A 20,832-nucleotide genomic window follows, 5' to 3' on the forward strand; every position below is an offset into this window, starting at 1 on the left:
GCGTGCTCGCCGTGTTGGCTGTTCGTGCACGGCCGTCGCCCCACCGTGGGGACGGCTTTTAGTCTCACACCGCCAACTCCCGGTATGGAGTGGAACACGGACTGGGGCCTCCGGGCCCGGATGGTCCTCACGATGGTCCTCCTCTTCGTCCTCTACCTCGTCTTCGCGGGGGCGCTCGTCATGTATCTCGGCGGCGGGCTTCTCCTGATGGCGCTGTTCATCGGGGGGTTCTCGCTCGTTCAGTACTTCTTCAGCGACCGCCTTACGCTCTGGAGCATGGGCGCGCGCGAGGTTTCGGAGGACGAATACCCCCACCTGCACGGGACGGTGGGGCGACTCGCGCAGAGTGCGGACCTCCCGAAGCCCGACGTCGCCGTCATCGACTCGCAGGTCCCGAACGCCTTCGCGACGGGACGCTCGAAGAATCATGCTGCGGTCTGCGTGACGACCGGCTTACTCGACACGCTGAACGACGAGGAGCTCGCGGGCGTCCTCGCACACGAGCTCGCGCACGTCAAACACCGCGACATGGCCGTGATGACCGTCGCGTCGTTCCTCTCGACGATCGCGTTCGTCATCGTCCGCTGGGGATGGCTCTTCGGGGGCAACAGCCGCGATCGGAACGCCGCGCCGGTGTGGGTCGCTATCGTCGTCTCGCTCGTCGTCTGGATCGTCTCCTACCTACTCATCCGCGCTCTCAGCCGCTATCGGGAGTACGCGGCCGATCGTGGCGGCGCGCTCATCTGCGGCAACCCCGCGGCGCTCGCCTCCGCGCTCCTCAAGATCGACGGCCGGATGGACCGCGTGCCGACGGAGGACATGCGCGAGCAGGCCGAGATGAATGCGTTCTTCATCATCCCCCTGTCGGGCGGGACGCTCACGCGCCTGTTCAGCACGCACCCGTCGACCGAGAAACGCGTCGAGCGCCTCCGCGCGCTGGAACGCGAGATGGAGACGAGGTCGAGCGCGTAGATGGGCCTCCTCAGCACCGTTCGTGACGTCCTCGGGATCAGCGCCGAGGCGGACGCGACGCGACCCGCGGACCCGGAGGATTTCTTCCAGTTGAACAGCGCCTCCGTGACGATGGTGGCGGACCTCGACTACGCGCCCGGCGAGCGCGCGGGACTCTGTCTCTCCGCGATGGATTCCACGGATTTCAAGAGTACGCTCCGCGACGTCGAGGACGTGCTGGAGGGCGGCGGATTCAGCGAGATCCGCACGGACGACCACGGCTACACATGGGCGGTCGTCGAGCGCGACGACATCACGGACCTCACGACCGAACTCTACGTCGCCGCGGACACGCTCGTCGAGCGCGGCTACGGTGATCGCCTCCTCGCCGCCGTCTTCGCGTTCGACCCGCTCGATGGCGGGCGTCCCGTCTACTGGATCTACTCGTTCAAGCGTGGCTCCTTCTATCCCTTCGCGCCCGCCGGCGACCACGAGCGCGATTCGAGCGCCGAACTCACCCTCCAGTCGGTCCTCGACGGCGAACTCGACGTCGAGGACGACACGTCGTACTGGTACCCCCTCTGGCCGGATGCTCCCAGTGGCCATCCTTGGGAGTAGCGGATCTGCTCTTCTCGCTTGAACGTGCGCCTCACCACACCGAGCGACGCCTCCACGTCTCGCAATTTCACTTTCACCCTGCTGTGTACGAGGGTTTATCCCCACGGCCGAACAACGGTGGTGTATATGCCTGAAGTAGACCTCGAGGAGCTCTCCGGCGTCGGCCCTGCGACCGCCGAGAAGCTCCGCGACGCCGGCTACGACTCCTTCCAGAGCATCGCCGTTGCGAGCCCCGGCGAACTCTCCAACACCGGCGACGTCGGCGAGTCCAGTGCCGGCGACATCATCCAGAGCGCCCGCGAACACGCAGATATCGGCGGCTTCGAGAGCGGGACGGACGTCCTCGAACGCCGCGAACAGATCGGGAAGCTCACCTGGGGCGTCCCCGAGGTCGACGAGCTTCTCGGTGGCGGCGTCGAAACCCAGTCCATCACCGAGGTGTATGGCGAGTTCGGGGCCGGCAAATCACAGGTGACCCACCAGCTCTCGGTCACTGTCCAGCTCCCGAAGGAACACGGCGGACTGGAGGGGTCGGCGGTGTTCGTCGACTCCGAGGACACCTTCCGCCCCGAGCGGATCGACGACATGGTTCGCGGCCTCGACGACGAGGTCCTCGCCGACACCATGGCGCTCCACGACATCGAGGAGGGCGACCCGACTAACGACGACGATCTCGACGAACTCGTCCAGCGCGTCCTCGAGAAGATCCACGTCGCGAAGGCGTTCAACTCCAACCACCAAATCCTCCTCGCTGAGAAGGCGAAGGAAGTCGCCCAGGAGAACCAGGACACCGACTGGCCGGTGCGCCTCCTTTGCGTCGACTCGCTCACCGCGCACTTCCGCGCGGAGTACGTCGGTCGGGGTGAGCTCGCCGACCGCCAGCAGAAGCTCAACAAACACCTCCACGACCTGCTGCGCATCGGCGACCTCCACAACACCGCCGTCGTCATCACCAACCAGGTCCAGTCGAACCCCGACTCGTTCTTCGGCGACCCGACGAAGCCCATCGGTGGCAACATCCTCGGACACACCTCGACGTTCCGCATCTACCTCCGCAAGTCGAAGGGCGATAAGCGGATCGTCCGGCTCGTCGACGCGCCGAATCTCGCGGACGGTGAGGCGATGATGCGCGTCCAGGACGAGGGCCTGAAGCCCGAATAGACACCGCGAGAGAGCCCTGCGACCGAGCGGGCCGCACGAACGCGTAAGATGTGGACCGGTCGTTCGGCTGCCTACTCGTCCGCGACGAGGCGTTCTTTTTCGACCCGCGAGAACTGCTTGATCTCGTATTCGCGACTCATCGCCGCGCTCTTCGACTCGTACGATTCGGTGTGTCGGAGTTCGACCGGCGTCCGCCCGCGCGTGTACTTCGCGCCCTCGCCGGCGTCGTGCTCGCGCACCCGCCGCTCGACGTCCGTCGTGTACCCCGTGTAGAAACTCCCGTCGGTGCATTCGAGGACGTAGACGTAGTGCATACGTCCCAGTGACCATCCATCGCGGTTGACCGTTTCGCTCGTCACTCTACTCCGCGCGCGCCGCCGCGATCCGTCGGGCGATCAGGCCGGCCTGTGCGCCCGCGACGAACCCTGCGTCGACGTTCACCGCCGAGAGAACCGTACAGGACTGGAGCATCCCGAGCATCGCGGCCTCGCCCTTCCCGCCGTGGCCGTATCCCGTGGAGACGGGGAGGCCGATCACGGGCGCATCGAGGAGGCCGGCGACGACGGTCGGAAGCGCCCCCTCGCGACCAGCGGCGACGACGACGACGTCGCACGCGCGCAGCTCGTCGGTGCGATCGAGCAGGCGCGCAATACTGGCGACGCCGACGTCCTCGACGCGCTCGGTCGACGCGCCCATCTCTGTCGCGACGGCGTCCGCCTCGCCCAGCGGCACGGCGTCGCTCGTCCCCGCGGAGACGAGCCCAACGGTCGCGTCCAATTCCGGGGCCTCGAACTCGGGGGCGTGGGCGACGACGACTCGCGCGCGCTCGTCCACCGTCACGTCGGCGTCGGGATGCTCCTCCGCCATCGCCGCCTGCACGGCGGCCCGACGTTCGCCGTCCGCGCGCGTAACGAGCGCGCGACCGGCCGTCTCGACTGCCGTCGCGGCGAGCGCGCCCACCTCCGCCGGGGTCTTTCCTTCCGCCAAAATGGCCTCTGGGACGCCGCGACGGGTCTCGCGGGCGGCGTCGAAGCGTCCGGCGTCCGTCGTCGCGTAGCCTGCGAGTTCCGCCTCGGCTTCCGCGACCGACAGCTCGCCGGCCGCGAGCCGTTCGAGCACGTCACGCATATCCGACCGGTCGCCCCCCAAATACAGATGGGTTTCGCTTCCCGATCCCCGGACAGACAGCCCTCTCACGTCAGTTCATGGGAAGCCTTATTAACGAGGCAAGTAAATCAAGCGCCGTATGGCAGACCTCATCGTTAAGGCCGCCGTGAAGGAAGCGCTCGAGGAGAAGAACGTCGCGTCCGACTTCTACGATGCGCTCGACGAGAAGGTCGAGGACCTCCTCGACGACGCCGCCCGTCGCGCCGAGGAGAACGGTCGCAAGACCGTTCAGCCGCGCGACCTGTAAGGTAACCTCTCCATTCTCTTCGTTTATTCAGCCGCGTAGTCGTATCGCTCGACATCCTCGTCCGTGCCAACGAGCACCGCGTCGGCGAGGTCGACGAACAGCCCGTGTGCGACGACGCCGGGGATGCTCGCGAGGTCGGCAGCGAGCGCGCCCGGGTTCGCGAGCGCGCCGAATGCACAGTCGAGCACGAGATTCCCGTTGTCCGTCACCACCGGGCCGTCCTTCCGTTCTGCACGCCGGAGCGTCGGCTCGCCGCCGAGCGCGTCGATTTCGGTCCCCACGGGTCGGCGCGCTGCCGGGAGCACCTCGATCGGGACCGACGCGTCCAGCCCCCGCGCGACCTTCGTTGGATCGGCGACGACGAGGAACCGATCCGCTGAGGCGTCGACAACCTTCTCGCGGGCGTGTGCCGCGCCCCCGCCCTTGATCAATGCGCCCGTCTCCTGGTCGAACTGATCGGCCCCGTCGATGGCGATATCGACGTTCCCGGCCTCGTCGAGGGTCGTTAGCGGGACACCGACCTCGCGGGCGAGCTCGCGCGACTGGAAGCTCGTCGCCACGCCCGTCACGTCGAGGCCGGCGTCGACGCGCCGCCCGAGCGCGCGGATCGCATGCGCCGCCGTGCTCCCCGTGCCGAGCCCGACGACGTCACCGTCGTCGATCGCTTCCGCGGCCCGCTCGCCAGCGTGTCGTTTCGCCGTCTCGCCCCCGCCGGTACGCTTCATACCCGCCATCTACGGCCGACGGGGCAAAAGCGCCGCGGAGACGTCCTACAACCGCCGCTCGACCGCCTCAGCGTCGTGTGCGAGCGTCAGCGTCCGCGAGCGCCCGCGGCCCTCCAGGCTCTCGTAGCGCGCGTCGATGAGATCGAGCCGGTCGAGTTTGTTCACGAGTTCGGTGTAGCGGGTGTAGCCGAGGTCGGTGCGGTCCGCGAACGCGTCGTAGACGTCGCCCGCCCGCCCGCCGTCGTGGTCCGCGATGGTCCCCAGCAGCTCGCGCTCGGCGTCGCTCAACGTCTCGATATCGCGGGTGAGCCGGTGGTTGCGTGCCCGCTCGCTCACCGCCTCGACGTCCTCGATCGCAACCGTCTCGGAGGCCCGCGACTCGGCGTGGAGGCCGGCGCGCCGCAACATGTCGATGCCGACGCGGAGGTCGCCCGCCTCGGCCGTCTGCTCGGCCACCCGATCGAGGACGTTCATCGGGAGCGCGCCGTCGCGGAAGCCGACGCGGACGCGCTCGCCGAGGATGTCCGCAACCTCCTCGCGGTCGTAGACGGGGAAGTACGCCTCCTCGGGACGGAAGACCGACTGCACGCGCCCGTCGAGCGCCTCGATGACGTCGAGGTCCGTGTCGGAGCAGACGAGGACGACGCCGACCTTCGCGCCCGGGTGCGTCTCGTGGGCGCGCAACAGCGAGTAGAGCGTATCAGAGGCCTCGTTCTCGTAGAAGAGGTAGTTGACGTCGTCGAGCGCGACGACGAGTACCTCCTCCTCGTCCACGAGGCGATCCGCCACCTGCCCGAAGAGTTTCTTGAATGACACGCCCGAGGAGGGCGGTTCGTAGTCGAAGATCGACTGGAACACCCGCGAGAAGACGCCGTAGCGCGTCGCGTCCACCTGACAGTTGACGCGGACGGGTCGGACGCCCGGGCGGCCGCCGAGTTCGCCGAAGAGCTTCTGGATCGCCGTGGTCTTGCCCGTGCCGGGCGGCCCGCGGACCATGGCGTTCAGCGGCCGATTTCCCCGGACGGCGGGCCGGAGGGCGTACTGGAGGGTTTGGAGTTGTGACTCGCGGTGACGGAAGGCGTCGGGCACGTAATCGATCTCGAAGACGTGCTCGTCGCGGAACACCGACTCGTCCCACGATAGCATCCCGCCCGAGTCGTCGGCCATCGCCGAGACGTGGGTCCGCACGCCACATAAGCCTTCGCTGGGGCCGGGTGCTCTGCCCCCCACACGCCTCCCGCCCCGTCTCACTCCCCGGCGTCGAACTTCTCCAGGAGCCCCTCGTAGAACGCCGCGTCATCCGCCTCGTCGGCGAGCTTCTCCACGATGAGCTCCGGCGTCGAGCGCGCGAGCAGGTCCTTCTGCGGGGAGCGCTCGACGACGAGCTCGCCGTCCGCCAATCCGACCGCACGGATGCCGTCGACGTCGACGTCGTAGGCTGCGGCGTCGCGGATCTCGCCAGCGAGGTGGGAGACGAAGACGCCGGTCGCGCCCGCCCCGTGGAGCTCTTCGAGGATGCCCGCGACGATCTTCGCGGACGCCCCTGGTTCGGTGATCGACTCCAGCTCGTCCACGAGCACGCACTTCTCGTCCGCGCCTCGGGTGAGCGCCGCGAAGTCCCGAAGCGTCGCCTCGAACGCCCCGGCGTCGAGCGTCCCCTGGCTTTTCGCGTGGTAGTGCAGCTCCTCGACGGCCGGGACACGCGCCGACTCGGCGGGCACCGGCAGGCCCATGTGTGCGAGTACGACGACGACCGCGACGAGGTCGAGCGTGCTCGTCTTCCCCCCGGAGTTCACCCCGGAGAGGAGCGCAACGCCGTCGACGCCGTAGTCGACCGGCTCCACAGCCTCGAACGCCACGTCGAGTAGCGGCGATCGCCCACCCTCGATCGCGAAGCCCGCCCCGGCGCGCTCCGCGGGCGTGCAGTCGAAGTCCTCGCAGAAGCGCGCGACGGCGAGCTCGACGTCGAGCTCGAGGGCGTCGCGCACGAGGTCGCTCGCGCCCGCCCGGAGGTCGGCGAGGCGCGCGGCGAGATCGCGTTTGCGCTTGGCCGCGCGTCGGTCACGCTCGGCCACGAGCTCCTCACGGAGCCGGGAGACGGCGTCCTCGCGACGCTCGACCGGGTATGTCGGCTCGTCGCCGAAGATCCGCGTCGCGAGATCGGCCTCGTCGTCCCGGAGCGCGAGGGCGTCCGCGACGTGGTCGCGCGCCGCTGTCACCGCCGCCGCGTACTCGTCGGCGAGTTCGCGCGAGAGCAGCGAGTCGACGCCCGCGCCACGTTCGACGAGCGAGAGGAGGTCCGCGCCCTCGATGGTGACGTCGCGCTCCTCGATCGCCTCCCGAAGCCGATTGTTCGCCACTGATTCGGCGGTCGAGACGGCGGCGTCGAGATCGTCGATGGCGACGCTCAGCCGCTCCAGTTCGTCGTCGCCCGCGACGCTTCCGTCCGCCCCGAGGTCGCCGAGAGCGTCCTCCAGCGTGTCGAGGTCGATCGGGGCCTCGACAGCCGCGCGCCGGTGGACGGCCGCGGCCGCACGCAGCGACGCCCGGTTCGTCGCGAAGAAGGCGAGCGCGCGCTCCGGAACGTGCTCCTCGGGATGCTCGAGGGCGTTCGGATCGACGGTCACGTCCCCGTCGATCGTGACACCTGCGAACGCCTCGTCGAGCGCGATGACGGACGAGTAGCCGCGCGAGAGGTCTGCGAGCCCGCGTGCGTCTTCGACGATCTCGACCGGGAGCTCGGGGAACGCCGCCGTCGCCTCCCGATACGTCTCTGCGTCCGTGGTCGCGAGACAGCGATCCCGTACCGTGACGTCGTCCGGCCGCTCGACCGGTTCGACGTTGGCGAGTGCCTCCGTCACCGCGGGATCGACCGTCCGCTCGCGCGCCCGCTCGGCGAACGCCGAGACTTCCGCGATGCGCGAGGCCGACGCGGTCGGATAGAGCGTTGCGAGCCGGCGCTCCGCGTATGTCGTCGTCGCGCGATCCTGTAAGAGCGCGAGCACCGCGTCGTACACCTCGCGGGCGCGGTCGGTCGCGAGGAAGCCGCCGGGGTCATCGTGGCGCGCCCGGATCGCGCCGCGGACGATGTGCGCCGCGCGTCCCGTCGAGATACCGGGAACGGACGCGACGGCCGCCACGTCCCCGCGTTCGAGCGTTTCCGCCGGATCGTCGAGCTCGCGGAGCCGCTCGGCCGTCTTCGCGCCGACGCCGGGCACGTCCTCCAAGTCCATCGGCGGTGAATCGCGCGGCATCGGAAAAAAGCCCTCGCCCTCAGTAGTGCGAGTATCTTTCCGGGTAGAGCAGTGCCTTCCGCCAGCGCCACGCCGCGCCAACGGTTCGCAGTACCGCCCCGACGACGAGTGCGGGCACGTAGCAGGCGAGCGCGAGGCCGAGCGTCCACGTCGCGCCGCCCGCTGTCGGGATCCCGAGCGCGTCGAACGGCCGCGCCGCGGCGTCGACGAGTAGTCCGCCGGGAATTCCGAGGACACCGAACGTGCCGCTCGTCCCGACGAGCGCGTGCGTCAGAACGAGCAGTACGAGCGTCGCGAACGACCACCAGACGGCCCGCCCGCCGATCCAGCGCGCGACGTCTTCGATGTCGGGCATCGGCCGTTCCGATGCATTCCTCCCGCTTAAAACGTCCGCCACGGTTCCCCTGACCGGTACACGGAAGTCGGTGGCGCGTGGATGTGTTGGGTATGACCGTCGAGGCCAAACTCGACGCGGCTCGCGACGCCCTCGCGGAGCGCGACGGCGTGCTCGTCGCGTTCAGCGGTGGGGTCGACTCCGCTGTCGTCGCCGCAATCGCGCACGACGCACTTGGCGACAACGCCGTCGCCTGTACCGCGAAGAGCGAGACACTTCCCGAGGCCGAACTCGCGGACGCGAAGCGCGTCGCCGACGAGATCGGTATCCGTCACGAGCTCGTTTCGTTCAGCGAGCTCGATGACCCGGACTTCGTCCAGAACGACGGCGAGCGCTGCTACCACTGTCGTTCGATGCGCCTCTCCGAGATGTTCTCGGCGGCGCGCGACCTCGGTATCGACACCGTCTGCGACGGCACGAACGCCTCCGACCCGGGCGAGGGCCACCGTCCCGGCCTCCAGGCCGTCGCGGAACTCGACGCCTCTTCGCCGCTGCGTGAGGCCGACATCACGAAGGAGGAGGTCCGCGAGATCGCCGACCGCTACGACCTGAGCGTCGCGGACAAACCCTCGATGGCGTGTCTCTCCTCGCGGATCCCGACGGGGCTCGAAGTCACCGAGGAGAAACTCTCGCGCGTCGAGAAGGCCGAGAAACTCCTCCGTACGTGGGGCTTCGAGCAGTTCCGCGTTCGAGACCACGACGGCCTCGCGCGCATCGAGGTCGCGCCCGACGAACTCGACGTCGCACTCACGACCGAGTTCGCTGAAGCTGCTCGCGAGCACCTCAGCGATGTCGGCTTCGAGCATGTGACGCTGGACCTGCACGGGTACCGGACGGGGTCGGTATCGCCGGCGAACGGGACGGTGGAAACCGACGACTAGACCCGTCGGTCCCTCTGGCTTTTGGTCCAGCTTTTGCCCCCGGCAAAAGGTGGTCGTAGCATGTGACGCTGGACCTGCACAGGTACCGGACGGGGTCGGTATCGCCGGCGAACGGGACGGCGAACGTGGACGACTAACCATCTTTTTCCCGCTCGGGCTCGCCTGCGGCGAACCGCTCGCGGCAAAAACATGGGTGAAAAAGGCCGAGCGACTTCGTCGCTCGGTGAAACTCCCGCTTCGCGCGAGTACGCTGGACCGCAGACCGGACCGCGACGTTAGGTGCAGACTTGCAGTCTAACGATTTGAGCGAGAACCCACGACCCGAATTGCACTAACGCCAAGCGAACTCCCAATGACGAGTACTAGCAGGGCAACTACGGGGTCAGATACATCTAGATACAGCAGCGTCGCTACGATAGCGGCTGTGCTGAACGGGGATGTTCGCGCGAACGAGCGGTCCGAAGGACCCGGTAGTGAGCGCGATTCCCCGCGACGCGTAGCGTCGCGGGCTTTTTCACCCATGTTTTTGCGCGTCGAGGGTCGCGCGGAGCGCGACCCCTTCGCGGAAAAAGATGGAGGTTCAGTTCCCGGTCCACCGCAGGAGCAACAGCGTCCCCTCGAAGAGGACAATCATGGTGGCGGCGACGACGACGGGCGCGACGCCGGTCGGGTCAGGGGTCGCGAGGAAGGAGACGCCGGCGAACGCCCCCCAGAAGAGGAGCCGCCGATCGGCGAGCCACCGCCGCGTGGTCAGCCCCATCATGATCGCGAGCATGACGAACAGCGGGATCTGGAAGACGATCGCGAGATAGGCCATCAGGACGAGGATGAGGTTGAACGTCGAGCCGAGCGCGAGCGCGGCGTTCGCGACGCTCGTCGAGTAGTAGAGGAAGTACGACATCACGCTCGGGACGACGACGAAGTAGGCGAAGACGACGCCGACGACGGCGAGCACGAGGCTGGTGGGAATGGCGGCGAGGTAGTAGCGGCGCTCGTGAGGGTAGAGCCCCGGACGCATGAACGCGTACGTCTCGTAGACGATGACGGGGAGTGCAACGATGACCCCGGCGATGGACGCGACCTTGAACTGCGTGACGATGAGCTCGAGGGGCGCGTAGATGTGCGGTTGGGCGGTCGAACTCGCCGGGAGGACGCCGTCCCAGATGACGGTGATGAGGGTGTCGCCGAACGGGAAACAGAGTGCGCTGACGACGCCGGCGATGAGGACGACGACGCCGAGACGGCGCACCATCTCCTCGACGTGGACGGCGATCGGCTGTTCCTCGTCGCTCGACGGGCCTTCGCCGAGCACGCCCTCGTCGACCTCGTCGGCCGGAACGGGCTCCACATCGTCCGCCGCGCCGTCATGTTCTTCGATGGGGACACCCTCGTCCTCGACCGAGGGGACCTCGTCGGGGACGGACGGGTCGCCGGTGTCGGGGACGGAATCGGGTGGATCGGCGTACTCGTCGTCGCTCCCATCGCCGGTCGGTTCTGCATCCATCTCGGCCGGCTCCGTGCTTTCGTCGGCCGGCTCCGCGCTTTCGTCAGCCGATTCGGCGTCGGAGCTATCGTCGTCGTCTTCTTCCGCGCCCGTGCTGGTCGGTTCGGCGTCCGCGTCGGTCGTCGCACCATCGGGGTCCGTGTCCGGCGCGTCGTCCCCGCTCACGTCGGTGACGGCCGGTTCGATCGGGTCGGCATCGACGTCCTCGGCGTGGGTGACGTCCTCGGCGTCGATATCGTCGGTGTCGTCCCCGTCGAGCCCATCGTCGGACGGCCCGTCCGATGCGTCTCCCATTCTCTGCCTACGATTGGCGACGCGGGCGTTATAGGCTTTCTTTTGGGTGCCGACGGGAAGATTGATAATGGGAAACCGGCTACCGGACACAAATGAGCGACTCGGGGGTCATCAGCGAGGACACGGCCCGCGCTGTCGATACGGGACGGGAGACGATCGGCGTCCTCGTCGGGGCAGCCCGCAAGCGGCTCCAGGTCGTCTTCATCGCGTTCGTCGTCGGGCTCTTCGGCGGCATCATGGCGATGCGGATGTACATCTGGCCGGCGCTGAAACGCGACCTCATCACGAAGCTCGGCCTCGGTTCGAGCGTCGAGGTCATCTTCCAGACGCCGTTCGACGTCATCCTCCTCCAGGTGAAGATCGGGATGGTCGTCGGCGTCCTGCTCGCCCTCCCGATCCTGCTGTACTACGCCAAGGCACCGCTCGCGGAGCGCGACATCGTTCCGGACGTCTCGCTCTCGATCTGGCACCTCGCTGGCGGCGCGCTCGTCGCGATTTTCCTCGCGATCGTCGGTATCGTCTACGCCTACGAGCTGTTCTTCCCGCTGATGTTCCAGTTCCTCGCGGGGAACGCGATGAGCGCGAACATCAAGCCGATGTACTCCATCGTCGCGTGGACGCAGTTCATCCTCGTGCTCGCCATCTCCTTCGGCGTCGCCGCCCAGCTCCCGCTCGTGATGACCGCGCTCTCCTACCTCGACGTCGTCCCCTACGAGACGTTCCGGGCCTACTGGAAGCACGCGGTCATCGCCATCTTCGTCTTCGGTGCCGTCTTCTCCCCGCCGGACCCGTTCACGCAGATCATGTGGGCGGTGCCGCTGCTCTTCCTCTACGCGGTCAGCCTCTATCTCGCGAAACTTGTGACGCTCGCCCGCCGCGGGAGCGAGCGCATCGACCTCCGTGCAGAACTCCGCGACCGCTGGAACGTCCTCGCGGGGAGCGCGGTCGTCGGTTTCCTCCTCGGATACGCCTTCTTCGGCTATGGCGGCGTCGCCGCGCTGAACGATGCGCTCGTTCGTCTCGCCGCGGCCGACCTCCCGCTCGTCGGGGACTCGATCGCCGACCTCGCCGCCGGTGGTGTCCCGAGCGCGACCGGCCTCGTTGGACTCGGCCCGAACGCCTCGCTTGCCGTTGTCGGCCTCGTCACCGCGCTCCTCGTGCTCGTCATGGCCGTCGCCTACGCGGTCTACGACGCCATCGCGACGGCCGCCCGCGCCGAATCCACGGTCTACGGCGGCAAGGCCCCGAAACCAGAGAACATGAACCTCAGCGTCCTTGACGCGACGGGCGTGCGCGCTGCCCCCGACGAGCGCTTCGACGCCATGGACGAATCCGAAGCCCTCGAACTCGCCAGCGAGGCGATGGAGGCGGGCGAGAAGGAGAAGGCGGGTGCGATCCTCGATCGCTTCGACGAAGCCGACGCACGCGCGGCGGCCGAAGCGGCCGAGAACGAGGGCGACGAGGGCGGTGACGGCGAGCCCGCGGACGAGGGCAACGTCCTCTCGCGGACGGGCGCGGGGATGCTCGGCGCTTTCACCGAGGAGGAGACGACGGAGGACGACATCGGCGGCTACTACCACGACATTCAGTTCATCCTCGGCAGCCTGCGCTCGCGGCTCTTCTGGCTCGTCGGCTGGTTCATGCTCGTTCTCGCGGTCGTCTTCGGCTTCCTCTATCAGGGTGGACTCGGTCTCGTCCGCGACGACTTCATCGGGCGCATCCCACAGCGCGTGCTTCAGGCCAACCCCGACGCGCTCGGCTGGCCGGTCGCCCTCCACCCCGTCGAGGCCCTGATCTTCTCCGTGAAGCTCTCGACGGTGATCGCCGTCGTCGCGTCGATCCCGCTCGTCCTCTTCTTCATCTGGCCGGCGCTGCGCGAACGCGGGTTTATCGCGGCTCGCCGCGGTGTCGTCACCGTCTGGGCGCTCGCGATCACCGCCACGATCGTTGCGGGAAGCGTGCTGGGTTACCTCTTTGTCGCCCCGACGATCATCTCCTATCTCGTTCAGGACGCCCTCCAAGCACAGGTCATCATCAGCTATCGGATCAGCGACTTCCTCTGGCTCGTCTTCATGACGACAGCGGGGATCGGTCTGCTCGCAACTGTCCCGGTGACGATGTGGCTCACCCACTGGTCGGGCATCGTCAGCTACGCGGCGATGCGGCGACACTGGCGGGTCTTCGTCATCGCCGCGTTCGCCTTCGCCGCGCTCGTCACCCCGGATAGCCTCTACACGATGGTGGTCGTCGGCGCGCCCATCGCCGTCGCCTTCTTCGTCGGCCTCGCCGGCCTCTGGGTCGTCACGCTCGGCGGCCGACGCGGTGGCGGGGATGCACGCACCGACTCGGACGAGTCCGCCGAACGGCCGGCCTGAGTGAACGCGCTCGCGGAGCGCGTCGTTTAACTATTCGCTCACGAATATCTGGGTATGCCCAAGATATCCGTCGACGTGCCGCGGGAGCTCCTCGACGACCTCGACGACCACGTCGGTGACGACGGGAAGTTCGTGAACCGCAGCGACGCCGTCCGGGCCTCCCTACGCAAGACCCTCGACGTCCTCGACGACATCGACGCCCGACACGGCCGGCTCGAAGACGAGGCTGACGAGTACGATGCGTGAGGGCGAGACGCCGCTCGCGACGGGCCGCGTCGTCCTCATCGCGCTCTTCGTCACCGCGCTCGTCACGTCGCAGCTGACGGCCGCGAAGATCCTCGCCTTCGACATCCCCGTCTCCCTCCCCGTCACCGGGAGCACGCTCGTGATGCCGGGCGCGGCGCTTGCCTACGCGCTCACCTACTTCGCGAGCGACTGTTACAGCGAACTCTACGGCCGTCGGGCCGCCACCGTCGTCGTCAACACCGGGTTCGCGATGAACCTCGTGTTGCTCGTCCTCGTCTGGTCGACGATCCTCGCGCCCGCTGCGGCCTCCTCCATCGACCCCGGGACGTTCGCGGCCGTCCTCGGCTCCTCGACGAGCATCGTGGTCGGCTCGCTCTGTGCGTACCTCGTCAGTCAGAACTGGGACGTCTTCGTCTTCCACGCCCTCCGGCGACGTACCGACGGCGCGCACCTCTGGCTGCGCAACGTCGGCTCGACGGCGACGAGTCAGGCCATCGACACCGTCATCTTCGTCGGTGTCGGCTTCTGGCTCGCCCCGATGCTCCTCGGGACCGGCCCGCTCCCGGCGAGCGTCCTCGCCTCGCTGATGGTCGGCCAGTACGTCCTCAAACTCCTGATCGCGCTCGTGGACACGCCGTTCGTCTACGCCGTCGTCGGCTTCCTCGGCGAACGCGGGACGAACGGGCGCGTCACGCCGACGAAGTAGCTACTCCTCGATCGGCTCCGCGAAGCCGAAACGCGGTTTCACGTCCGTCACCTCGACGTGTACCTCGTCGCCTTCCGCCGCCCCGGCGACGAACAGGGTGAAGCCATCGACTTTCGCGATCCCGTCGCCCTCCTCGCCGACGCCCGTGATTTCGACGTCGAGTTCGTCACCGACGCGCACCGGTCCGGTCAGCTTGTTCTTCCCGACGACGTACACCTCGGAGGACGCCTGCCGCGAGGCCTTCGGGCTCGTCGTCCGCGAGAAGGCGAACTCGCGTTCGACGTCGGCCTTGAAGTCGGCGAGGTCCTGCCCCTGGAAGACCTTCACGGCGAAACTCCCGCCCTCGCCGAGGAGCTCCTCCGCGGTCTCCAACGCCTGCCGGGCGAGGTGGACCGAGCGAGCGTGATCGAGGTTGTACTCGCCGGTCATGTTCGGTGCCATGTCCGAGATCACTACGTCCACGCGGTCGTCCGCGGCCTCGCGGATCGCGTCCTTCGTCTCGTCCTCGGTCATGTCGCCCCGAATCGTCTCGACCGGCGCGTCGCCCTTCTCGACGTCGTCGATCCGCTGGAGGTCGACGCCGATGACGCGACCGTGTGCCCCCGCCGCCTCGGCGGCGACTTGGAGCCACCCGCCCGGTGCCGCGCCGAGGTCGACCACCGTGTCGCCGTGCGCGATGAGGTCGAACTCCCGGTCGAGTTGCTTCAACTTGTACGCCGAGCGTGCGCGATACCCCTGCTGTTTCGCCCGATTATAGTAGTCATCCTTCCCGGCCATGATGGAAGAACGGAGGGCGTCGCGCCGTTTACTCCCTTCGCTCGGTGTTCTTCGCGCCTGACCCCATCCCTTCCCAGCGGCCGCGCCCGCCGAGATCGCCGCGAGCGTTCTCGATGACGACCGCCTCGCCGGCCGGTACTGAGAGCGGACGTAGCGCGCGTCGCACTCTCACGCGTGCGCGCGCATCCGGGGGTTTATTGTACGGCCCAACCCTACCGATGGTCAAGATGTTCAAGGCGATCGTGAGCGCCGACACGCTCCGGGACACGCTCGACTCCGTGAGCGTGCTGGTGGACGAGTGCAAGATCCACCTCAACGACGACGGTCTCGAAATCCGCGCCGTCGACCCGGCGAACGTCGGGATGGTGGACTTGACCCTCTCCGCGGACGCCTTCGAGTCCTACGAGGCCGACGGTGGACTCATCGGCGTCGATCTCTCGCGGCTGGAGGATATCGCCGGGATGGCCGACGCCGGCCAGCTCGTCCAGTTCGAACTGGACGAGGAGACCCGGAAGCTCCACATCCGTATCGAGGGCCTCGAATACACCCTCGCGCTCATCGACCCCGACAGTATCCGACAGGAGCCCGACCTCCCCGACCTCGATCTCCCCGCACAGGTCGTCGTCGAGGGCGCGGACATCGACCGCGCCGTCCGGGCCGCCGACATGGTTTCCGACCACATCGCGCTCGGCGTCGACGCCGAGAACGAACGCTTCTACGTCGACGCCGAGGGCGACACTGACGACGTCCACCTCGAACTCGAACGCGAGGACCTCATCGACCTCGAGGCCGGCGACGCGCGCTCCCTGTTCAGTCTCGATTATCTCAAGGACATGAACAAGGCGTTCCCCAAGGACGCCGAGATTACCCTCGAACTCGGTGAGGAGTTCCCCGTCAAGATGCACTTCGACTTCGCAGAGGGTCTGGGATCTGTCACGTATATGTTGGCTCCGCGTATTCAGTCGAATTAGGACCTGAAAAGGCTGCTTAGTGTTTTTAGCGATCTTCGATTTCTGTCTGTTCTTCCCTCGGGTCCTCGGTGCGTTCGCACAGCCCCCGCAGCCGAGCAGCACACGATGCGGACGCTCGCGTAAGGCCCACATAGTCGCGTCCCCACTCCCCGGTATGCACCGTGCGCACGCGCTCGCCGGCGCGCTGTTCGTCGTCGCCGCCGCCTGCCTCGCGAACCCGCTCTACGTCGCGGCGATTCCCGAGGCGAACGTTCTCGGGCACACTTCGATGGCGGGCGATGCGGCGGCGTTCGCGCCCGACCTGCGCTATCTCGCTCGCCTCGCGTTGAGCGCGTGCGGCGTCCTCGCGCTCGTGTTCGCGCTCGCGGCGCTGTTCGCGGGCGGCCTCCCGGCCGCGGACGAGCGGTAGAACCGCACGGCTCTTTCGCGCGCAACGCGTTCTCGACACATGAGCGATCCCGCCTTCCCCGACCCGGACGACGTCCACCCGATCGAGCCGGGGTGTGAGCGCTGTCCCGCCCTCGTCGCGGCCCGCGAGCGTATCGCGTGGGGGAACGGCCCCCTCGACGCGGACGTCGTCGCGGTCGGTGAAGCGCCGGGTGCGGGCACCCCTGGAGAGGACCGCTGGCAGGGCGGTAACTGGACGGGGATGGCGTACACGGCGCGCCACTCCGGCCGGATCGTCCGCGAGCTCTTCGCGGACAGCGGGCACACCGAGGTCTTCTACACGAACGCGGTGAAATGCTTCCCACCGGACGGCGAGGGGTCGAATCGCGAACCCCGCGCCGAGGAGCTCTCACGCTGCTTCTCGCACCTCGAAGCCGAACTCGCGGACGTCGACCCATCGGTCGTCGTCACGACCGGCAAACACGCGACGCAGGTGCTCTTCGACGCCGCGGGCCGCGACCTAGATGGCTTTCTCGACACCGTCCTCGAACCCGTTTCCTGTCCCTCGCTCGGCGTGACGTCGCTCCCGGTACTCCACCCGGCGTACCAGCATATGTGGCTCTCGCGGCTCGGTTATGACTACGACGAGTACGCGGCCGAACTCGGGGCGTTACTCGACGAGTACGTCTGACCGTTTAGGCGACGACGGTCTCGCCGGCCGTCACGCGATCGCCGACATCGACGCGCACGTCCGCTGTGTCGTACTCGGGCGGGAGGAGGACGTCGACGCGCGACCCGAAGGAGATGTGGCCGACGCGCTCGCCGCGCGCGACGGTGTCGCCGGGTTCGACGGCGGGGTGGATGCGGCGGGCGAACGCCCCCGCGATGAGGTCGAGTTCGTAGCTGTCGGTGGTGATGCGGACGCGTTCGTTGCGCTCGGACTCCTTCGAGAACGCGGGGCGGTGTGCGCCGGGCCGGTGATCGACGGACGCGACGACGCCCGCTCGCGGCGCGCGGTTCACATGGACGTCGGTGACGTTCATGAAGACCCCGACGCGGACACGGCCGTTCTCGGTTCGGAGCACGCTGACGCGGCCGTCAGCGGGTGCGACGATCCCCGACTCGGGGACGTCGCGCTCGGGGTCGCGGTGGAACCAGAGGGTGAACAGACCGAGCGCGGCGCACGCGAGGCCGGCGGGCGCGAAGACGAACAGCAGCGGGACGGCGAGGGCGAGCGGCGGGACGGCGTACCGCCGCGTACCGGGCGCAAAGCGCATATCCCAGGTGTGGCCGGGCCCGCCCAACCCTCTTGCGGTCCCGCCGGACCGGGCGCTTTATCGGCGTCCGTATCCACCCACGTTTCGTATGGAACGCCGCCACGCCCGATACCCCTTCCTCGGCGACGCCCGTCATGCCGTCCAGGAGGCGGGCGTGGACCTCGTCGAGGTCGTCCGCGAGGAGGACGCCGTCGTCGAGCGCGCGAGCGAGCGCGTCGCATCCGCCATCGCCGACCGGGACGTCGGCGAGTCGGTCGCCTCCGATCGCGTCGAACTGCTCTCCTACCCGGTCGCGCGCGTCATCGTCTCGCTCGTCGACGAGAACGTCTGCACGCGCTACTACGCGGAGGCGGAGGCGTCGCGTGCCGCCGAACGCTTCCGCGAGGACTTCGGACGCGAGGACGGCCGCGCGGCGATCACCCGGCGTGCGGTCCTCCGCGAGTTCGACCTCGGCGACGCGGTCACGCCCCAACGCGACGGTGGCTTCGCAGTCGGCGTCGCCGCCTACCTCCGTCACGCGTCGTCGCTACGCGGCGACGAGTGGCGGCTCGTCAACCGCGCGCTCGCGGTCGGCGACGTGCCGGTGAGCGAACCCGAACTCGACGACCTCCTCCGTGAGGCCGTCGAGGAGCGCGTGAAAGACGGCCTCCCGCTCCAAGTGCCGGACGCCATCGGCGACGCACTCGACGAGCCGGTCGCGTCGATCCGTGAGACGCTTGCCGACCTCGACCTCACGCGCGAGATCGACACCGTCGTCCCCGACCTCTTCCCGCCCTGCATGCAACACCTCCTCGATGCCGTCCAGCGCGGCGACCACCTCCCACACCACTCGCGCTTCGCGCTCACCGCCTTCTTGGGGAACATCGGCCTCTCGACGGACGAGATCGTCGAACTCTACGAGGTGAACCCGGGGTTCGGCGAGGAGATGACGCGCTATCAGACCGACCACATCAAAGGCGAATCGAGTCCGACGGAGTACACCGCGCCGTCCTGTGCGACGATGCAGGCCTACGGCGACTGTGTGAACCCGGACGCGCTCTGCGAGCACATCAGTCATCCGCTCAGCTACTACGAGGCGAAAATCGACGACGCCGACGAGGAGGAACTCGAGGACTGGCGTGAGGGTCGCGATGGCGACGAGGAGAGCGCCGACGCGGACGCCTGAGCTACTCCTGTTTCGTCGAGAGATAGAAGCCCGCACCGGCCATCACGAAGATGAAGGCAACGATGGCACCGACGACGGCGTACGCCCCACTCTCGGTGAGCCCCGCGGAACTCACCTCGCCACCGAGGATCACGATGGCGACGAAGACGGCGACGGCGACGAGCGTGACGCCAGCCTCAACCGCGGTTTCGCGTTCCATGTACATACTCCGTGTTCCCGGAGTGCGCGCAAAAACGTGGCGGTCCGCTGCGACCAAAGCGGCCGTCACGGTCGGCTCACGGGCCGCGGCGACGGTTTCGCCGTCTCAGTCGAGCATCTCCGTGGCTTCCTCAACGCTCAGCACGCCCTGCGCGACGGCCTGGAGGACGCCCTCGACGTCTGCGCCGTCGTCCCCGTTTGCCTCGCCCTCGCCCGCGGCCGCGAGGTCCGCGATCGTGTCGCCCGCCGAGAGCGCCGTCTCCTTTTTAACGCGGTAGTTTCCCCCGTCAGTGACGTGGAGGTCGCTCGGGTGGAAGAAGTACCAGTCCTCCCTGTCGAATCGGACGCCGATCTTCGGTCTCGCCCCGAAGTTCTGCGAGAAGTAGACGAGCGCCTCGACCTCCTCGCCGGTGAGATAGATCGGATCACCCGCGGACGATTTCGCCTCGACGGCGTAGAAGACCTCGCCGTCGCCCGCGAGGACGTCGGGGAGCTCGCGCGTCGTCGCGGCCCCCGAGGCGGGCGCGCGCATCACCGCGAAGCCGGCCTCGTCGAGGCGGTTGACGAGCTCGCGCTCGCGGCGATCGCCCTTCTCGTTTCGCACCATGCGCTCACTCGCCGCCGCTCGCGGATAAACCGGCCGATGGTGTCGGGATGCGGGCACGGGGCTTAATCGGCTCCGCTCCGAACCCCCACACAGTGAGCGACGACGAATCACCCGCCGAGTTCGAGGCCGACGTCCCCCCTGATCAGGGGACGTCCGGCACCGACATCCTCGCCCGACAGATCCGATCGGGGTTGAACGAGCTCCAGCGGCCCGCGGACGGCCTTCTCCTCTCCGCGCTCTCCGCCGGCCTCGACATCGGCTTCGGGCCGCTCTTCATGGGGATCGTTCTCACGTTCACGGCGGGCGTCTACGACCCCGCCACCCAACGGCTGCTCGTCGCGAACGCCTACGCGATCGGCTTCGTCTTCGTCGTGCTCGGGCGCTCCGAGCTCTTCACCGAGCACACGACGCTCGCCGTACTCCCCGTGCTCGACGGGCGTTCCACGTTCGCATCGCTTGCACGCCTCTGGGGGCTCGTCTACGTTGGCAACGTTGTCGGCGCATCTATCTTCGCCGCCGCGATGGTGTGGCTCGCGCCCGCCTACGGGATCATCAACTATGGCGTGTTCGCCGAACTCGCCGCGCCGCTCCTCCACCACAGCGCGCCCGTCGTCTTCGCGGGCGCGGTCCTCGCCGGCTGGCTCATGGGCCTGCTCTCCTGGCTCGTCGCCGGTGCCGACGGCACGATCGCACGCTTCGCCGTCGTCTGGCTTGTCACCGCCGCGATCGGCCTCGCACACCTCCCACACTCCATCGCCGGAACCGTAGAAGTGCTTGCCGGCGTCCTCACAAGCGACGCCTACCCGCTCGTTGCCTACCTCCGGTTCCTCGTTGTCGCCACCACCGGGAACATCGTCGGTGGCGTCGTCTTCGTCGCCCTTCTCAAGTACGGCCACGTCGTCCGCGGGAGCGAGTAGTCGCGACGTT

At 68.1% G+C, this 20,832-nt stretch carries 24 protein-coding genes; 13 read left to right on the forward strand and 11 right to left on the reverse strand.

Features of this window, described 5'->3' with window-relative positions; translation table 11 throughout:
- Positions 1 to 84: 84 nt before the first annotated feature.
- The 3 genes from htpX to radA all read left to right on the forward strand — a co-directional run bounded on the left by htpX (position 85) and on the right by radA (position 2,730).
- A complete protein-coding gene (gene htpX / locus ABDZ36_RS03380) occupies positions 85 to 972 on the forward strand; it encodes a zinc metalloprotease HtpX (RefSeq protein ID WP_211311667.1) in 888 nt (295 codons plus the stop codon).
- Positions 973 to 1,569, forward strand: a complete 597-nt coding sequence (gene pspAB, locus ABDZ36_RS03385) for a PspA-associated protein PspAB (protein ID WP_211311666.1) — start codon at positions 973 to 975, stop codon at positions 1,567 to 1,569.
- 126 nt (positions 1,570 to 1,695) lie between these two features.
- Positions 1,696 to 2,730: a DNA repair and recombination protein RadA gene (gene radA, locus ABDZ36_RS03390; protein WP_211311665.1), complete on the forward strand. Its 1,035-nt coding sequence runs from the start codon at positions 1,696 to 1,698 to the stop codon at positions 2,728 to 2,730.
- Positions 2,731 to 2,801: 71 nt separating this feature from the next.
- On the opposite strand, the gene ABDZ36_RS03395 is transcribed toward radA, so the two are convergent.
- Positions 2,802 to 3,044 (reverse strand): GIY-YIG nuclease family protein, encoded by a 243-nt coding sequence (locus ABDZ36_RS03395; RefSeq protein ID WP_211311664.1) that lies wholly within the window; start codon positions 3,042 to 3,044, stop codon positions 2,802 to 2,804.
- Positions 3,045 to 3,090: 46 nt separating this feature from the next.
- Entirely contained in the window at positions 3,091 to 3,858 is a 768-nt protein-coding gene (larB, locus tag ABDZ36_RS03400) for a nickel pincer cofactor biosynthesis protein LarB (RefSeq protein WP_211311663.1), read from the reverse strand.
- A 118-nt stretch (positions 3,859 to 3,976) separates the two neighbouring features.
- Between larB and ABDZ36_RS03405 the strand changes: the two genes are divergently transcribed.
- Positions 3,977 to 4,144, forward strand: a complete 168-nt coding sequence (locus ABDZ36_RS03405) for a DUF1931 family protein (RefSeq protein WP_020222877.1) — start codon at positions 3,977 to 3,979, stop codon at positions 4,142 to 4,144.
- A 23-nt stretch (positions 4,145 to 4,167) separates the two neighbouring features.
- Here ABDZ36_RS03405 and rpiA read toward each other — a convergent pair whose 3' ends face one another.
- The 4 genes from rpiA to ABDZ36_RS03425 form a co-directional block, all read right to left on the reverse strand.
- Positions 4,168 to 4,869, reverse strand: coding sequence for a ribose-5-phosphate isomerase RpiA (gene rpiA / locus ABDZ36_RS03410; protein WP_211311662.1), 702 nt, complete (start codon positions 4,867 to 4,869; stop codon positions 4,168 to 4,170).
- A 45-nt stretch (positions 4,870 to 4,914) separates the two neighbouring features.
- Positions 4,915 to 6,036, reverse strand: a complete 1,122-nt coding sequence (locus tag ABDZ36_RS03415) for an ORC1-type DNA replication protein (RefSeq protein WP_211311661.1) — start codon at positions 6,034 to 6,036, stop codon at positions 4,915 to 4,917.
- 80 nt (positions 6,037 to 6,116) lie between these two features.
- Entirely contained in the window at positions 6,117 to 8,102 is a 1,986-nt protein-coding gene (locus ABDZ36_RS03420) for a MutS-related protein (protein ID WP_211311660.1), read from the reverse strand.
- 40 nt (positions 8,103 to 8,142) lie between these two features.
- Positions 8,143 to 8,478 (reverse strand): hypothetical protein, encoded by a 336-nt coding sequence (locus tag ABDZ36_RS03425; protein WP_211311659.1) that lies wholly within the window; start codon positions 8,476 to 8,478, stop codon positions 8,143 to 8,145.
- 92 nt (positions 8,479 to 8,570) lie between these two features.
- Here ABDZ36_RS03425 and larE point away from each other — a divergent pair, with 92 nt between their 5' ends.
- Positions 8,571 to 9,398, forward strand: coding sequence for an ATP-dependent sacrificial sulfur transferase LarE (gene larE / locus ABDZ36_RS03430; protein ID WP_211311658.1), 828 nt, complete (start codon positions 8,571 to 8,573; stop codon positions 9,396 to 9,398).
- Positions 9,399 to 9,978: 580 nt separating this feature from the next.
- Here larE and tatC read toward each other — a convergent pair.
- Entirely contained in the window at positions 9,979 to 11,196 is a 1,218-nt protein-coding gene (gene tatC / locus ABDZ36_RS03435) for a twin-arginine translocase subunit TatC (RefSeq protein ID WP_343749202.1), read from the reverse strand.
- Positions 11,197 to 11,288: 92 nt separating this feature from the next.
- On the opposite strand from tatC, the gene ABDZ36_RS03440 reads away from it, so the two are divergent.
- From ABDZ36_RS03440 to ABDZ36_RS03450, 3 genes are read left to right on the forward strand one after another with little or no spacing between them, the layout of a single operon-like run.
- Positions 11,289 to 13,571, forward strand: a complete 2,283-nt coding sequence (locus ABDZ36_RS03440) for a twin-arginine translocase subunit TatC (protein WP_211311657.1) — start codon at positions 11,289 to 11,291, stop codon at positions 13,569 to 13,571.
- Between the two features lie 54 nt (positions 13,572 to 13,625).
- Complete coding sequence (locus ABDZ36_RS03445; RefSeq protein WP_211311656.1) at positions 13,626 to 13,817, forward strand: CopG family transcriptional regulator; 192 nt, start codon at positions 13,626 to 13,628, stop codon at positions 13,815 to 13,817.
- Positions 13,810 to 14,523, forward strand: coding sequence for a queuosine precursor transporter (locus ABDZ36_RS03450; protein ID WP_211311655.1), 714 nt, complete (start codon positions 13,810 to 13,812; stop codon positions 14,521 to 14,523). The genes ABDZ36_RS03445 and ABDZ36_RS03450 overlap by 8 nt, the downstream gene beginning before the upstream one ends.
- On the opposite strand, the gene ABDZ36_RS03455 is transcribed toward ABDZ36_RS03450, so the two are convergent.
- Positions 14,524 to 15,300: a 23S rRNA (uridine(2552)-2'-O)-methyltransferase gene (locus tag ABDZ36_RS03455; RefSeq protein ID WP_343749203.1), complete on the reverse strand. Its 777-nt coding sequence runs from the start codon at positions 15,298 to 15,300 to the stop codon at positions 14,524 to 14,526.
- A 227-nt stretch (positions 15,301 to 15,527) separates the two neighbouring features.
- Here ABDZ36_RS03455 and ABDZ36_RS03460 point away from each other — a divergent pair, with 227 nt between their 5' ends.
- The 3 genes from ABDZ36_RS03460 to ABDZ36_RS03470 all read left to right on the forward strand — a co-directional run bounded on the left by ABDZ36_RS03460 (position 15,528) and on the right by ABDZ36_RS03470 (position 17,349).
- The gene (locus ABDZ36_RS03460) at positions 15,528 to 16,271 is read left to right on the forward strand and encodes a DNA polymerase sliding clamp (RefSeq protein WP_211311654.1); all 744 of its coding nucleotides are present in this window, start codon (positions 15,528 to 15,530) and stop codon (positions 16,269 to 16,271) included.
- Positions 16,272 to 16,425: 154 nt separating this feature from the next.
- Positions 16,426 to 16,680, forward strand: a complete 255-nt coding sequence (locus ABDZ36_RS03465; protein WP_211311653.1) for a hypothetical protein — start codon at positions 16,426 to 16,428, stop codon at positions 16,678 to 16,680.
- A gap of 39 nt (positions 16,681 to 16,719) precedes the next feature.
- A complete protein-coding gene (locus ABDZ36_RS03470; RefSeq protein ID WP_211311652.1) occupies positions 16,720 to 17,349 on the forward strand; it encodes a uracil-DNA glycosylase in 630 nt (209 codons plus the stop codon).
- A 4-nt stretch (positions 17,350 to 17,353) separates the two neighbouring features.
- On the opposite strand, the gene ABDZ36_RS03475 is transcribed toward ABDZ36_RS03470, so the two are convergent.
- On the reverse strand, positions 17,354 to 17,935 hold the full coding sequence (locus ABDZ36_RS03475) for a protein sorting system archaetidylserine decarboxylase (RefSeq protein WP_211311651.1): 582 nt from the start codon (positions 17,933 to 17,935) through the stop codon (positions 17,354 to 17,356).
- A gap of 88 nt (positions 17,936 to 18,023) precedes the next feature.
- Here ABDZ36_RS03475 and priL point away from each other — a divergent pair, with 88 nt between their 5' ends.
- Positions 18,024 to 19,100: a DNA primase regulatory subunit PriL gene (gene priL, locus ABDZ36_RS03480; RefSeq protein WP_211311650.1), complete on the forward strand. Its 1,077-nt coding sequence runs from the start codon at positions 18,024 to 18,026 to the stop codon at positions 19,098 to 19,100.
- A gap of 1 nt (position 19,101) precedes the next feature.
- On the opposite strand, the gene ABDZ36_RS03485 is transcribed toward priL, so the two are convergent.
- The gene (locus ABDZ36_RS03485) at positions 19,102 to 19,305 is read right to left on the reverse strand and encodes a DUF7472 family protein (RefSeq protein WP_211311649.1); all 204 of its coding nucleotides are present in this window, start codon (positions 19,303 to 19,305) and stop codon (positions 19,102 to 19,104) included.
- A gap of 99 nt (positions 19,306 to 19,404) precedes the next feature.
- Entirely contained in the window at positions 19,405 to 19,902 is a 498-nt protein-coding gene (gene hjc / locus ABDZ36_RS03490; RefSeq protein WP_343749212.1) for a Holliday junction resolvase Hjc, read from the reverse strand.
- A gap of 95 nt (positions 19,903 to 19,997) precedes the next feature.
- Here hjc and ABDZ36_RS03495 point away from each other — a divergent pair, with 95 nt between their 5' ends.
- Complete coding sequence (locus ABDZ36_RS03495) at positions 19,998 to 20,822, forward strand: formate/nitrite transporter family protein (protein WP_343749204.1); 825 nt, start codon at positions 19,998 to 20,000, stop codon at positions 20,820 to 20,822.
- The last annotated feature ends 10 nt before the right edge of the window (positions 20,823 to 20,832 follow it).

Source organism: Halarchaeum salinum, assembly GCF_039520965.1.
GTDB lineage: Archaea > Halobacteriota > Halobacteria > Halobacteriales > Halobacteriaceae > Halarchaeum > Halarchaeum salinum.

Excerpts from the sequence above, each read along its gene's own strand:
- htpX (WP_211311667.1), top strand. The coding sequence starts at position 85 with ATGGAGTGGAACACGGACTGGGGCCTCCGGGCCCGGATGGTCCTCACG.
- pspAB (WP_211311666.1), top strand. The coding sequence starts at position 973 with ATGGGCCTCCTCAGCACCGTTCGTGACGTCCTCGGGATCAGCGCCGAG.
- radA (WP_211311665.1), top strand. The coding sequence starts at position 1,696 with ATGCCTGAAGTAGACCTCGAGGAGCTCTCCGGCGTCGGCCCTGCGACC.
- ABDZ36_RS03395 (WP_211311664.1), bottom strand. The coding sequence starts at position 3,044 with ATGCACTACGTCTACGTCCTCGAATGCACCGACGGGAGTTTCTACACG.
- larB (WP_211311663.1), bottom strand. The coding sequence starts at position 3,858 with ATGCGTGACGTGCTCGAACGGCTCGCGGCCGGCGAGCTGTCGGTCGCG.
- ABDZ36_RS03405 (WP_020222877.1), top strand. The coding sequence starts at position 3,977 with ATGGCAGACCTCATCGTTAAGGCCGCCGTGAAGGAAGCGCTCGAGGAG.
- rpiA (WP_211311662.1), bottom strand. The coding sequence starts at position 4,869 with ATGAAGCGTACCGGCGGGGGCGAGACGGCGAAACGACACGCTGGCGAG.
- ABDZ36_RS03415 (WP_211311661.1), bottom strand. The coding sequence starts at position 6,036 with ATGGCCGACGACTCGGGCGGGATGCTATCGTGGGACGAGTCGGTGTTC.
- ABDZ36_RS03420 (WP_211311660.1), bottom strand. The coding sequence starts at position 8,102 with ATGGACTTGGAGGACGTGCCCGGCGTCGGCGCGAAGACGGCCGAGCGG.
- ABDZ36_RS03425 (WP_211311659.1), bottom strand. The coding sequence starts at position 8,478 with ATGCCCGACATCGAAGACGTCGCGCGCTGGATCGGCGGGCGGGCCGTC.
- larE (WP_211311658.1), top strand. The coding sequence starts at position 8,571 with ATGACCGTCGAGGCCAAACTCGACGCGGCTCGCGACGCCCTCGCGGAG.
- tatC (WP_343749202.1), bottom strand. The coding sequence starts at position 11,196 with ATGGGAGACGCATCGGACGGGCCGTCCGACGATGGGCTCGACGGGGAC.
- ABDZ36_RS03440 (WP_211311657.1), top strand. The coding sequence starts at position 11,289 with ATGAGCGACTCGGGGGTCATCAGCGAGGACACGGCCCGCGCTGTCGAT.
- ABDZ36_RS03445 (WP_211311656.1), top strand. The coding sequence starts at position 13,626 with ATGCCCAAGATATCCGTCGACGTGCCGCGGGAGCTCCTCGACGACCTC.
- ABDZ36_RS03450 (WP_211311655.1), top strand. The coding sequence starts at position 13,810 with ATGCGTGAGGGCGAGACGCCGCTCGCGACGGGCCGCGTCGTCCTCATC.
- ABDZ36_RS03455 (WP_343749203.1), bottom strand. The coding sequence starts at position 15,300 with ATGGCCGGGAAGGATGACTACTATAATCGGGCGAAACAGCAGGGGTAT.
- ABDZ36_RS03460 (WP_211311654.1), top strand. The coding sequence starts at position 15,528 with ATGTTCAAGGCGATCGTGAGCGCCGACACGCTCCGGGACACGCTCGAC.
- ABDZ36_RS03465 (WP_211311653.1), top strand. The coding sequence starts at position 16,426 with ATGCACCGTGCGCACGCGCTCGCCGGCGCGCTGTTCGTCGTCGCCGCC.
- ABDZ36_RS03470 (WP_211311652.1), top strand. The coding sequence starts at position 16,720 with ATGAGCGATCCCGCCTTCCCCGACCCGGACGACGTCCACCCGATCGAG.
- ABDZ36_RS03475 (WP_211311651.1), bottom strand. The coding sequence starts at position 17,935 with ATGCGCTTTGCGCCCGGTACGCGGCGGTACGCCGTCCCGCCGCTCGCC.
- priL (WP_211311650.1), top strand. The coding sequence starts at position 18,024 with ATGGAACGCCGCCACGCCCGATACCCCTTCCTCGGCGACGCCCGTCAT.
- ABDZ36_RS03485 (WP_211311649.1), bottom strand. The coding sequence starts at position 19,305 with ATGTACATGGAACGCGAAACCGCGGTTGAGGCTGGCGTCACGCTCGTC.